We start from the raw sequence: 12391 nt of genomic DNA, 5'->3' as shown, positions 1-12391 counted from the left end.
AACACTCAGGACCTTGGCGGCGGCGGTGTGAGGTTTACACGGTGGGGTCGGGGCTGTCACGGTCTCTGGAAATGCCCCGGTGGCCTCCGTCCGAAGACGGGGAGGCGGGGTCCGTTTGCTCCGTGTCCCTCCTGTCCGGCTTCGCCGGCCATTCCTTCCTTAACCTGCGCAAACAGACCCCGCCTCCCCGTCTTCTCCACACCGTGCACTGCCCTCGGCCGGGCCGACCAGCCGTGCCCCGCGTCAGAGAAGATTCAATAGCCGGAAGGCATTGGCGGGTGGCCGCGTCCCACGTGTCGGCCGGCATCCCCGTCGAGATCTGGCGCGGCTCCGTCCCCCTCCGTATCCATCAACGGAAGCACCGCCTGCTTGAGACGGTCGCGGGCCAGTTCGTAGTCGGGCATGACGGAGCGCACCACGGCCCAGAAACGCGGGCTGTGGTTCATTTCCAGCAGATGCGACAACTCATGCGCCACCACATAGTCAATCAGCGCCGGCGAGAAATGAATCAGACGCCAATTCAGGCGAATGATGCCGTCCGCATTGGCACTGCCCCACCGCGTCTGCGCGGATGACAGGCGCAGCCCCGTCATGGTGACGCCGAGTTGCGAGGCGAAGTGACGGCAGCGCGGCTCGAACCAGGCCTTGGCCTGACGCTGCAACCAGGCCTGCACCGTGTCGCGGATCTGCTCGGCCGTGGCCTGCTGCGGCAGCCCGAGATAGAGCATCCGGCGGGCGACAGTGGAGAGCGTGCCCTGGGCATCGCTACGGCCTTCGTCCAGACGTGCGCCGCTCATGCTGGGATCCAGCACCACAATCAGCGGCTCACCCAGATAAGGCAGGCTGCAGCCATCTCCCCAGTGGACCCGCGCGGCCTGGGTGCGGCGCGCACGCTCGCGCTGCTCCACCAGCTTGCGCAGAATCCATTCCGCCTTCTGCTGCAGGGCCTTGTCGATATCTCCGATCGCCACCCACTTGGGCGCAGAGACCCGCAGTCCGTCCTCGCTGACGGTGAAGCCAATGCTGCGGCGGCGGGCCCGCTTGAGTTCGTAAGGCACCGGCTGGCCATGCAGGATCACCTGGCGCAAGGCCGCGCCATCCGCGCGGGCGCGCGGCGAGGGTGTCAAAGTGCTGGGGTCCGGCGCCAGAAAAGACGGCTGCTTCGTCAGCGGCGGCTGCACCGGCCCGCCCAGCCGCTCCCGCATAGCGGGCGGATCTTCAGGCGAACCTGTGGAGACAGTCGGCGCAGAGGCAGGTGGCGGAGCGCTGTCGAAGAGCGACAGCTGAGTGAATTTCAAAAGCTCGGCCAGGCCACGCAGCTTGGAAGGCGGCATGGGCGCGAAGTGTACTCAGACCGGTGCCGGCGCGGGAGGGGCCGTCACCGGTGCAGGGGCGCTGGCTGGATAGGCGTCCGGATCCAGTCGGCGCATTTCTGCCTCGATCCAGGCCTGCACTTCCTGCATCAGTTCCGCAGGCGCACGGCCGGTGCTGGGAATCTGCGGGCCGACGGAGATATCCACCACGCCCGGGCGCAGCAGGAAGCTCTTGCGCGGCCAGCAGCGGGCCGAATTCACTGCAATCGGCACCACCGGCTGGCCGGTCTCCACCGCCAGGCGGGTGCCGCCGGTCTTGTAGTCGCCGGCGGTCCCACGCGCCACACGGGTGCCTTCCGGGAACATGATGACCCAGGTGCCCTGCGCCGCCAGGCGCTTGCCCTGCGCGGCCACCTTGGACCAGGCTTCGCTGCGCTTGCTGCGGTCAATGTGGATCATGTCCAGGCGCGCCATCGCCCAGCCAAAAAACGGCACATAGATGAGCTCGCGCTTGAACACATAGGCCAGCGGGCGCGGCATCAGCATCGGGTAAGCGAAGGTCTCCCAGGTCGATTGATGCTTGGACAGCAGAATGACCGATTCCCTGGGCCCCTTGGGCAGATGCTCCATGCCCTGCACCTTCCAGCGCACGCCGCAGATGACCCGCGCGCCCCACATGGCCACCGTCAGCCAGCCGGCGCACATCCAGTAGAGCCGGGTGCTGCTGAGGAAGGGAGAGACCAGCACCACCGCCGTTCCCCAGGGAATGACGGTGACGGCGAGCCAGAGAACAAACAGGAGGGAACGCAGGGCAGCGAGCATCAGCTCAGGTCTCCAGGACGGGAATCGGGAACAGGCGTCCCGCCGCGCGCATCCGCGCGGGCACGACGCTCTTCTTGAATGAGGCTGTCCGCGAAGGACGCCAGATCGGCATGCACACGCACGCCCGGCACCAGGGCCAGTTGCTCCTGCAACTGCTGCTCGTCCACGCCCGCCATGCGCTCACCCCGCAGCAGATGCGGACGGCAGCCCGCCGCCATGGCGGTCTGCACATCCCGCATGGACGCGCCCACCATGTGCACCAGCGGCAGATCCACACCGAAGCGCTCGCCGATCTGTTCGATCAACCCCGGCAGCGGCTTGCGGCAGCTGCAGTTGTCTTCCGGCGCGTGAGGGCAGAAGAAAGCCGCATCCAGACGCCCGCCTTTTTCGGCCAGCAGCTGGTTGAGCCGCAGATGCACCGCATTGAGCGACGCCATGTCCAGCAGGCCCCGACCGATGCCGGGCTGGTTGGTGGCCATCACCGTGTGCCAGCCGGCATGGTTCAGGCGCGCCACGGCTTCCAGGGCGCCGGGCATCGGCTCCAGCTCTTCCGGCGACTTCACATGGTCGTCCCGGTAGCGGTTGATGGTGCCATCCCGCCCCAGGATCACCAGCTTCATGCCATGCGGATGGTCGGAGCGGTTGGGCATCGTGTCAGTCCTCGGCCGATCAGGCCGCCAGGCGGGAAAGGTCGGCCACGCGATTCATCGCGTCATGCAGGCGCTTGAGCAGCGCCTGACGGTTGGCCCGCAGCGCCAGGTCGTCGGCATTGACCATGACATGGTCGAAGAACGCGTCCACCGGCGCCTTCAGGGCGGCCAGGGCCTTGAGCGAACCGGCGTAGTCGTGCTGCTCGAACCGCTGATCCGCCTCCGGTCCGACGGCCGCCAGCGCCTCGGCCAGCGCCTTCTCGGCGTCTTCCTGGAGCAGCTCGGGCCTGACCTCGGTCGGCAGCTCGCCTTCGATCTTCTTGAGGATGTTGCTGACCCGCTTGTTGGCTGCCGCCAGCGAAGCCGATTCCGGCAGCGCCGCGAAGCTGCGCACCGCTTCCAGGCGGCGCGGGATGTCGCCCAGACGGGCCGGGGACAGCGCCAGCACCGCATCGACTTCCTGGGCGCTGAAGCCCTGGTCGCGCAGGCTCACCGCCAGACGGTCGGCGAAGAAGCCCAGCAGCGCCTCGGTCGGATCCTGGATCAGTTCGCCGAAAGCCGGTACCGCCGACTGGATCAGCGCGGGCAATTCCAGCGGCAGGTTCTTCTCCACCAGGATGCGGATCACGCCCAGCGCATGACGGCGCAGGGCAAAAGGATCCTTGTCGCCGGTCGGCAACTGGCCGATGCCGAACAGGCCCACCAGCGTTTCCAGCTTGTCCGCCAGCGCCACGACCGTGCCGGTGTGGTTGCGCGGCAGCGCATCACCCGCAAAACGCGGCTTGTAGTGGTCTTCGATGGCGATGGCCACGCCGTCGCGCAGGCCTTCATGACGGGCGTAATAACCGCCCATGATGCCCTGCAGCTCAGGGAACTCGCCCACCATGTCGGTCAGCAGGTCGGCCTTGGCCAGCAGCGAGGCTTCCTTGACCTTGCTGTCCAGCACATCGAATTCGTCCTTGGCTTCCACCGTGTAAGGCAGCGTGGCCATGCGCAGCTGATTGACGATGCCGTGGGCAATGGCCCGCACCCGTTCGCTGCGCTCGCCCTGGCTGCCCAGCTTGCCGTGGTACACCACCTTGGCCAGGCCGCCCACCCGGTCCGCCAGCGTGCGCTTGCGGTCCTGGTCGAAGAAGAACTTGGCGTCAGCCAGACGCGGACGCACCACCCGTTCATTGCCTTCAATGACGGCGCTGGCATCGTCCGGGTGGATGTTGCTCACCACCAGGAAATGATTCGTCAGCTTGCCGTGGCTGTCCAGCAGCGGGAAGTACTTCTGGTTGGCCTTCATCGTCAGGATGAGGCACTCCTGCGGCACGGTCAGGAAGTCCGATTCAAACTGGCAGGCCAGCACATTCGGCAGCTCGACCAGCGCGCAGACTTCGTCCAGCAGCTCGGGCGCGTCGATCGGGGTGAGGCCCAGCGGATCGGCCTTGGCCTGCAGCTGGCGAACGATGTCGGCACGGCGCTGCTCGAAGGAAACGATGACGGCGCCCTCTTCCCGCAGTTGCTGCTCGTAGGTGTCCGCCTGACGCAGCTGAATCTCGGACTGGCGCGCCTCGAAACGATGGCCGCGGGTGGTTCGGCCGGCCTGCAGGCCAAGCGCCGACACCGGCATGACCGCATCTCCATGCAGGGCCACCAGGCCATGGGCGGGGCGGACGAACTTGACGTCGCTCCAGCCGTCGGCCAGCTGATAGGTCATCACCTTGGGAATGGGCAGGCGGGCCAGCGCGTCGTCCAGCGCCTTTTGCAGGCCTTGCGACAGAGTCGCGCCCGGCACCACCGTGTCCAGGAACAGGGCTTCGGCCTTGCCATCCGGCGCGCGCTTGAGCTGCGGCACCACCGACGCATCGGCACCGGCCGCCGCCAGCTTCTTCAGCAAGGCTGGCGTGGGCTGGCCTGCGGCGTCCAGCGCCACGCTGACCGGCATCAGCTTCTGCTGCACCGCCCGGTCGGCCGCCTTGTCGGCCACCTGGCTGATGTGCACCGCCAGGCGACGCGGCGTGGCAAAGGGCGTCACCACGGCATCCGCCGTCGCGAGACCCTGGCTGCGCAGGCTTTCGGCCAGTACGCTGGCGAAGGATTCACCCAGCTTCTTCAGCGCCTTGGGCGGCAGCTCCTCGACAAACAGTTCAACGAGCAAGGGGGAGGTGGAGATGTGGCTCATGTCGGTCGTCGGGCTCAAGCCGCCTTCTTGTCGTTGTTTTTGTCGTTGTTTTTGTCGTTGCTCTTGTCGCTGTTTTTGTCGGCGTTCTTCTTCTCGATCTGCGCCAGCACGTCGTCCGCCCAGGCCTTGGGCGCCATCGGGAAGCCCAGTCGCGCACGGCTGTCCACATAGCTCTGGGCCACTGCGCGGGCCAGATTGCGGATGCGGCCGATGTAGGCCGCCCGTTCCGTCACACTGATGGCGCCGCGGGCATCCAGCAGGTTGAAGGTGTGGCCGGCCTTGAGCAGCTGCTCATACGCCGGCAGCGCCAGCTGCTGCTCCATCAGGAACTTCGACTGCTTTTCGTAGGCGCCGAAGGCCTGCAGCAGGAAGTCGACGTCGCTGAACTCGAAGTTGTAGGTGGACTGTTCCACCTCGTTCTGGTGGAAGACGTCGCCATAGCTCAGCGCGCGGCCAGATGGCGAAGTGGCGTCCGAATAGACCAGGTCGTAGACCGAGGCCTTGTTCTGCAGATACATCGCCAGCCGCTCCAGGCCGTAGGTGATCTCGCCGGTGATCGGCTTGCAGTCGATGCCGCCCACTTGCTGGAAGTAGGTGAACTGCGTCACTTCCATGCCGTTGAGCCAGACTTCCCAACCCAGGCCCCAGCAGCCGAGGGTGGGGTTCTCCCAGTCGTCCTCGACAAACCGCACGTCGTTCTTCTTGAGGTCCAGGCCCAGCGCTTCCAGCGAGCCGAGATAGAGCTCGAGGATGTTGTCCGGCGCCGGCTTGAGCACGACCTGGTACTGGTAATAGTGCTGCAGGCGGTTCGGGTTCTCGCCATAACGGCCATCCTTGGGACGGCGGCTGGGCTGCACATAGGCGGCCTTCCAGGGCTCCGGACCGAGCGCGCGCAGGAACGTGGCGGTGTGGCTGGTCCCCGCGCCGACTTCCATGTCGTAGGGTTGCAGCAGGGCGCAGCCCTGCTTGGACCAGTATTCCTGCAGGCGAAGAATCATTTGCTGGAAAGTCAGCATGGAGCATCGACCCCTGGACGACGGGGCATATTGGAGAAAACGCCCATTCTAGGGAAGTTCTGGCCGGGTCCGGTGGCGTCTGTGCCCCAGGATTGCGCCCGGGAACACCCCCGGGAACAGCCCGGCGACAAGCCCAAGCCCCGCCACCAGCCACAGCGGCCATAGCCCGGCTGCCGCCAGCCAGCGGGCATACGGCGTCTCGCCGCGCCGGCCCTGCACCGTCACCTCCAGCACGCCGGCCTGCTCGGCCGGCAGCCGGGCGCGGACCTGCCCTTCATGATCGACCAGCGCGGTGGCGCCGGTGTTGGTGGCCCGCACCACCGGCCGCTGGAACTCCAGCGCCCGCATCCGGGAGAACTGCAGATGCTGGTCCTGCACCATGCGCGGCCCGAACCAGGCCAGGTTGCTGGCGTTGACAAAGACGGTGGCCGAAGCCTCGCCCTGATCCAGCGCGCTGGCCACCACGTCCTCGCCGAACAGATCCTCATAGCAGATCAGCGGCCGCAGCCGCTGGCCGCCGAACGCCCAGGCCCGTTGATGGGTGCCGTGCGCCTGGTCATCCATGGGGATGCGCATGGCGCGGACGAACCAGTGGAAGCCCGGCGGGATGAACTCCCCAAAGGGCAGCAGGTGCCGTTTGCCGTAGTCATACGGTTGCGGCGCACCCAGGGCAATGAGGGAGTTGACAAACCCTTCCTGCTCGTTGCCCAGGAAGGTGCCCAGCAGCACCGGCCGCTGCTGCGACGCCCGCTGCAGACGCTCCACCTGCACCGGGTCCAGCCAGGCCAGCGGGACGGGCAGCACCGATTCGGGTGTGATCACCAGCTGGCCGCGGGCCGACTCCACCAGGCTGGCCAGCTGGTTGAGGTTGTCGTCAAAACGGGCCTTGTCGAACTTCTGGTCCTGCGGAATGCTGGGCTGCACCAGCGACACCGCCAGGTCCCCCGCCGGCTGGGTGAACGCTCGTGGCAGCGCCTGACCCAGCACCACCAGCACCACAAGGCCGCCCAGCAGCCGCCAGGCGCCCAGCGCCAGTGCGGCGGCCAGCGCGGCACTCAGGGCGGCAATGCCGTAGACGCCGATCCACGGCGCAAATGCGGCCAGCGGACCCTGCGTATGGGCGTAGCCGCTGGCGATCCAGGGGAAGCCGGTGAATAACGTCGCCCGGCCCAGTTCGGCGGCCAGCCACAAGCTGGCAGCGCCCAGCGCCCGGATCCACCCGGGGCCTTGCAGCCGCGCAGCCAGCCCCAGCGCCAGGGCGTAATAGAGGGATAAAAACGCCGCCAGCAGCAGCACCGCCAGCCCCGACACGACGGCCGGCAGATGGCCGAAATCGTGCATGCTGATGTAGAGCCACCAAAGTCCCGACGCCAGCCAGCCGATGCCGAACAGCGCGCCAAGGCCGGCCGCACGCCGGGGCCGCACCGCCAGCGCGGCCCAGAACAGCCAGGCGAGCGCCAGCGGCTGCAGCCACCAGGCGGGGCTGGGCGCGAAGGCGCCGGTATGCAGCACGCCCGCCACCAGGGCGAGCAGCGGATGTCGCAGCGCGGACAGGCGCGCCGGTACGGGCAGACCGCCCTGCCCGAGTGGGGAACCCGCTGTCCGCATCAGCCGCTGCTGTCGTCCGCTTCGGTCGCGGGCGCGCGGACCACCTTGAACCAGCGCACCGCGCCGCCGCGGTTGATCATCACCGCAAAGCGCAGCCCGGCCAGGTCCACCGATTCACCCCGGCGCGGCACCCGGCCGTGCTCGTGGGCGACCAGACCGCCGATGGTGTCGAAGTCCTGGTGCGACAGCGCCAGACCGAAGGCTTCATTGACCGCCTGGATGGTGGCGTCGCCGGCCACGCGGAAGCTGCCGTCCGCCAGCGTGTAGATGCCGGCATCGCTGTGACCGACGTCGAATTCGTCTTCGATCTCGCCCACGATCTCCTCCAGCACGTCTTCAATGGTGATGAGCCCGGCGGTGTTGCCGAACTCATCGATGACGATGGCCAGATGGTTGCGGTTGGAGCGGAAATCCCGCAGCAATTCGTTCAGGCCCTTGCTCTCAGGCACGAAAACTGCCGGGCGCAGCAACGCACGCAGGTTCAGCTCAGGCGCGCGCTGGAGCTTGAGCAGATCCTTGGCGAGCAGGATGCCGATGATGTTGTCCCGCTGACCGTCATACACGGGGAAGCGGGAGTGGCCGGTGTCGATCACCGCACCCAGCAGGTCGTCCACACTGGCGTGGATGTCCAGCAAGTCCATGCGGGGGGCGGCCACCATCACATCACCGGCGCTGAGCTCGGCCATGCGCAGCACGCCTTCCAGCATCTGCCGGGATTCGGGGGCGATGAGCTCACGCTCTTCGGCCTCCGCCAGGGTTTCCATCAACTCGCGGGTGGAGTCCGGACCTGGATGGAGGAATTCAAGGACGCGGTCCAGCAGACCGCGATGGTCGTTGCCACGCCCGCCATGTTTGGCGGGCCGACTAGGCTGAGGTTCAGACACTGCAGTGTGTGCCGTGGTGGAGGAGGCGTCAGAATAACCCATTGACATTGACATTCGCTTGAACCACAGTCTTTCGCCCCCATTTGCTGGGCCCAAGCTTCCTAATTTCGGTTGTACACCATGTCAACAGCAGCATCGAATGACACCGCGGCCACCGCGAACGGCTCCGCGAGCGGACCGGGCCTGATCCCCGCCACGATCCTCACCGGCTTCCTGGGCTCGGGCAAGACGACGCTGCTCAAGCGTGTCCTGACCGAAGCCCATGGCCAGAAGATCGCCGTGATCGAAAACGAATTCGGCGAAGAAAACATCGACAACGACATCCTGGTGAGTGACACCCAGGAGCAGATCATCCAGCTGAGCAACGGCTGCGTCTGCTGCACGATCCGCGAAGACCTGCGCACCACCCTGACCGACCTGGCCCGGCGCCGCCGCACCGGCGAGCTGGACTTCGAGCGGGTGGTCATCGAGACCACCGGCCTGGCCGACCCCGGCCCGGTGGCCCAGACCTTCTTCATGGACGACGAGATCGCCGAGACCTTCCTGCTGGACTCCATCCTGACGCTGGTGGACGCCAAGCATGCCGGCGAGCAGCTCGACACCCGTCAGGAAGCCCGCCGTCAGGTCGGTTTTGCCGACCAGATCTTTCTGAGCAAGACCGACCTGGTGGACGCCGCCGCCGTCGATGCGCTGACCCACCGCCTCAAGCACATGAATCCGCGTGCGCCCCAGCGCCGGGTGCACTTCGGTGAAGTCCCCATTTCCGAGGTCTTCGACCTGCGCGGCTTCAATCTGAACGCCAAGCTGGAAATCGACCCCGAATTCCTGAGCGTGGACGAGCATGACCATGGTCACGACCACGATCATGCGCACGACCATGCCCACCACGGTCATGACCACGATGATCACGCCGGCCACGACCACGCCCCCGGCGAGGCCTGCAACCACCCCCACCATCATCACCATGACGATGATGTGAAGTCGTTTGTCTTCCGCTCGGACCGGCCCTTCAACCCGGCCAAGCTGGAAGACTTCCTGGGCGCCATCGTGCAGGTCTACGGACCGAAGATGCTGCGATACAAGGGCGTCCTGAACATGAAGGGCACCGACAAGAAGGTGATTTTCCAGGGCGTGCACCAGCTGATGGGCTCCGACCTGGGCCCGAAGTGGTCCCCCGACGAAGCCCGCATCAGCAAACTGGTGTTCATTGGTATTGATTTGCCGAAAGACATCCTGCTTCAGGGGCTGGAAGGCTGTCTGGCTTAGTGCCACACTGCCGGGTCAGCCCGGCGCGACGCATGTAGCTACAGGACGTGGCTACAATCGCCGCGCCCAAGACCGGACTGGCTCGTCCGCCCTGGCGGATCGTGTCGAGCAGATCTAACGAGCCGCTAGGAGAGTGAACGTGAGCAAGACCCCGGCCTCCAAGACCACTGCACCGAAGGCAGGCGCCAAGGTTGCCAAGCCTGTGGCGGCCCAGGCCGCCAGTGCCGCTGACGCTCCTGAAGCGGAAGCTCCTGACAGTTCGGTCGCCACGCTGGACGCCCCCGTCCCGCGCGCGACCGCCTCTTCAACCTTGACTCAGAACCCCCGCACCGCCGTGAAAGCCGACCCCAAACTCGCCAATGCCTGGAAATCCAAGCCCGGTGCTGAACTGACTGACGCTGAAGTGCTGGCCATGCCGGACAGCGAATACATGAACGACAAGCAGGTGGAGTTCTTCCGCGCCAAGCTGACCCAGCTCAAGGAAGACATCCTCTCCAACGCCGGTGAAACCACCGAGCACCTGCGGGAAGACACCTCCATCGTCCCCGATCCGGCCGACCGGGCCACCATCGAGGAAGAGCACGCCCTGGAACTGCGCACCCGCGACCGCGAGCGCAAGCTGCTCAAGAAGATCATGCAATCCCTGACCCGTCTGGACAGCGGAGAATACGGATACTGTGACGAAACTGGCGAACCGATCGGCCTGGGCCGTCTGATCGCCCGTCCGACCGCTACCCTGTCGCTGGAAGCCCAGCAACGCCGGGAGCTGAAGCAGAAGATGTTCGGGGATTGAGTCCCGAGCCCCGTCTGCTGACTGACTGCTGACCGACTGCTGATCGGCACCGATTTCCGAGACTGCCCAGAGAGACGCCACCAAGCATGACCGATCCCACCACCAAAGACGGCGAGAGCTTCTTCCGCAAGGTGGCCCGTTTCGTTGCCAACCCGACGACGGACTGGGCGGAAATCAATTCGCGCCAGGATGATCCGGAAGCCGACGCGGCCAAGGCGGAACTGCGGGCCATGGTCGAGCGCAAGCGGCGCAACGACTTCGTCCGCAAGCGCGAGCTGGACATGCTCCGTCGCATCCGGCGCGAAGGCCTGACCCCGGAGCAGCTGGCGGCCCTGGGGGGCCACGCCACCTCCGGCATCGACGAACTGGGCCGCATCAGCGAGATCAACGGCAGCCAGACCAGCATCAAGTCCAAGATCGACCAGATCGAGCAGCAGATGGTGGGCGAGAGCTTCGCCCCCACGCAGGTGCAGGGCCAGCATCCGCCGGCCTTCTTCGAAACCAGCACCCGCCCGGTCAATTTCAATGCCACGCAGCCGGCGGACGGCATCGGCGCGCGAAGCCCCGCCTTCGCACCCTCGCCGACGACGGTGGAGCGGCTGGACCTCTCCCCGGCACCGGCCTCGGCCAACATGGGCTCCGGCCTGTCCCCGCAGAGTGCGGGTGCCGCCGCGCCCATTCCCGAGCTCAAGGCCGCCATCCCGACCCTGAACTTCCATGTGGCCGATCCGAGCGACGTGGAAGTCAACGAAGTCGTGCACGACGCCGAACTGGACGAAGCCGTGATCGCCTTCGCCAACGGCGACTACGAGCACTGCGAACGCAGCCTGTCCGACCTGACCCGCGAAAGCGGCAGCCGGCACACCCATGCAGACACCTGGCTGGTGCTGTTCGACCTGTACCGGGCCACCGGCCAGCAGGCCAAGTTCGAACACCTGGCCAACGACTACGCCCAGCAGTTCGGCCTGTCCTCGCCGCAATGGTTCTCGCTGCCCAAGCTCGTGGCGGAAGCCGTGCAGCAGGAGCGCGCACCTCGCGGCCACAGCAACACCGTGGCCTGGTCCTGCCCGGAATACCTGGATGTGGACGGCGTGCTGCAGATGCGCAGCCGCTGCGAAAACCTGCCCCTGCCCTGGGTGCTGGACTTCCAGAACCTGCGCCAGATCGATCCGGAAGCCTGCGCCCGGCTGCGGGAAGTCTTCCGCGCCTGGGCCCCGCAGGCCCTGGACCTGCGCTGGCTGGCCGGAGACCACTTCTTCCAGGTGCTGAAGGACCAGGCGCCGGTCGGCGCCCGGGATGCCGACCCGGTCTACTGGATGCTGCGCCTGGAAGCCCTGCGGCTGGCCAACCGTCCGGACCAGTTCGACGAAGTCGCCATCGACTACTGCGTCACCTACGAAGTCTCCCCGCCCTCGTGGGAGAAAGCCGAAGCGCATGTGCGGGTCAGCGGCAACAGCCTCTCGACCGCCTCGCCGCAGTCGTCGGTGCAGCCGGCCATGGACACCGGCATCAGCTTCCTCGAATCCACCATCACCGACGCCCTCAGCACGGCGGCCCAGATGGAGCTGTCGGGGCAACTCAGCGGCGACATCAGCGAAACCCTCAAGCTGATGACCGATCAGCTGGGCCCGGCCTCGCTGGTCAACATCGCCTGCCCCAAGCTGATCCGCCTGGACTTCATGGCCGCTGGTGACCTGCTGAACTGGGTGCTGGCCCGTCGCAGCGAGAACCGCGCGGTGCAGTTCACCGATGCCCATCGTCTGGTGGCGCTGTTCTTTGGCGCCATGGGCATCAACGAACACGCCCGGGTCAAGGTGCGGCACGTTTGAGCGCGGGCGCGCACTGAGCAGCCAGAGCTGCTGAAACGGT

At 66.5% G+C, this 12391-nt stretch carries 10 protein-coding genes; 3 read left to right on the top strand and 7 right to left on the bottom strand.

Translation table 11 applies throughout. The features are described from left to right. Positions 1-254: 254 nt before the first annotated feature. From FHS28_RS23155 to FHS28_RS23125, 7 genes are read right to left on the bottom strand one after another with little or no spacing between them, the layout of a single operon-like run. On the bottom strand, positions 255-1334 hold the full coding sequence (locus FHS28_RS23155) for a M48 family metallopeptidase (protein ID WP_088454435.1): 1080 nt from the start codon (positions 1332-1334) through the stop codon (positions 255-257). 15 nt (positions 1335-1349) lie between these two features. Continuing rightward, entirely contained in the window at positions 1350-2135 is a 786-nt protein-coding gene (locus tag FHS28_RS23150; RefSeq protein ID WP_088454436.1) for a lysophospholipid acyltransferase family protein, read from the bottom strand. After that, on the bottom strand, positions 2135-2785 hold the full coding sequence (gmhB, locus tag FHS28_RS23145; protein WP_246410511.1) for a D-glycero-beta-D-manno-heptose 1,7-bisphosphate 7-phosphatase: 651 nt from the start codon (positions 2783-2785) through the stop codon (positions 2135-2137). Before gmhB ends, FHS28_RS23150 begins: the two co-directional genes overlap by 1 nt. Before the next feature lie 19 nt (positions 2786-2804). Next, entirely contained in the window at positions 2805-4955 is a 2151-nt protein-coding gene (gene glyS, locus FHS28_RS23140; RefSeq protein WP_088454437.1) for a glycine--tRNA ligase subunit beta, read from the bottom strand. 14 nt (positions 4956-4969) lie between these two features. Then, a complete protein-coding gene (glyQ, locus tag FHS28_RS23135; protein WP_088454438.1) occupies positions 4970-5971 on the bottom strand; it encodes a glycine--tRNA ligase subunit alpha in 1002 nt (333 codons plus the stop codon). A 48-nt stretch (positions 5972-6019) separates the two neighbouring features. Continuing rightward, complete coding sequence (gene lnt / locus FHS28_RS23130) at positions 6020-7579, bottom strand: apolipoprotein N-acyltransferase (RefSeq protein ID WP_088454439.1); 1560 nt, start codon at positions 7577-7579, stop codon at positions 6020-6022. Next, on the bottom strand, positions 7579-8463 hold the full coding sequence (locus FHS28_RS23125) for a CorC family transporter (RefSeq protein WP_088454490.1): 885 nt from the start codon (positions 8461-8463) through the stop codon (positions 7579-7581). Before FHS28_RS23125 ends, lnt begins: the two co-directional genes overlap by 1 nt. A 120-nt stretch (positions 8464-8583) precedes the next feature. On the opposite strand from FHS28_RS23125, the gene FHS28_RS23120 reads away from it, so the two are divergent. The 3 genes from FHS28_RS23120 to FHS28_RS23110 all read left to right on the top strand — a co-directional run bounded on the left by FHS28_RS23120 (position 8584) and on the right by FHS28_RS23110 (position 12351). Continuing rightward, positions 8584-9729 carry a CobW family GTP-binding protein gene (locus tag FHS28_RS23120; protein WP_088454491.1) on the top strand — a complete coding sequence of 382 codons (1146 nt, stop codon included), beginning with the start codon at positions 8584-8586 and terminating at the stop codon, positions 9727-9729. A gap of 133 nt (positions 9730-9862) precedes the next feature. Further along, on the top strand, positions 9863-10522 hold the full coding sequence (gene dksA, locus FHS28_RS23115; RefSeq protein ID WP_375140798.1) for an RNA polymerase-binding protein DksA: 660 nt from the start codon (positions 9863-9865) through the stop codon (positions 10520-10522). Between the two features lie 86 nt (positions 10523-10608). Then, on the top strand, positions 10609-12351 hold the full coding sequence (locus tag FHS28_RS23110) for a hypothetical protein (RefSeq protein ID WP_088454440.1): 1743 nt from the start codon (positions 10609-10611) through the stop codon (positions 12349-12351). Positions 12352-12391: the final 40 nt, after the last annotated feature.

This window comes from Roseateles terrae, from assembly GCF_014192155.1.
Lineage (GTDB): Bacteria > Pseudomonadota > Gammaproteobacteria > Burkholderiales > Burkholderiaceae_C > Roseateles > Roseateles terrae.
Note: the sequence above shows the minus strand (reverse complement) of the source record. Positions and strands in the feature narration are given on the sequence as shown.

Coding starts and splice junctions, on each gene's coding strand:
- glyQ (WP_088454438.1), bottom strand. CDS start 5,971: ATGCTGACTTTCCAGCAAATGATTCTTCGCCTGCAGGAATACTGGTCC.
- FHS28_RS23155 (WP_088454435.1), bottom strand. CDS start 1,334: ATGCCGCCTTCCAAGCTGCGTGGCCTGGCCGAGCTTTTGAAATTCACT.
- glyS (WP_088454437.1), bottom strand. CDS start 4,955: ATGAGCCACATCTCCACCTCCCCCTTGCTCGTTGAACTGTTTGTCGAG.
- gmhB (WP_246410511.1), bottom strand. CDS start 2,785: ATGCCCAACCGCTCCGACCATCCGCATGGCATGAAGCTGGTGATCCTG.
- lnt (WP_088454439.1), bottom strand. CDS start 7,579: ATGCGGACAGCGGGTTCCCCACTCGGGCAGGGCGGTCTGCCCGTACCG.
- FHS28_RS23110 (WP_088454440.1), top strand. CDS start 10,609: ATGACCGATCCCACCACCAAAGACGGCGAGAGCTTCTTCCGCAAGGTG.
- FHS28_RS23150 (WP_088454436.1), bottom strand. CDS start 2,135: ATGCTCGCTGCCCTGCGTTCCCTCCTGTTTGTTCTCTGGCTCGCCGTC.
- FHS28_RS23120 (WP_088454491.1), top strand. CDS start 8,584: ATGTCAACAGCAGCATCGAATGACACCGCGGCCACCGCGAACGGCTCC.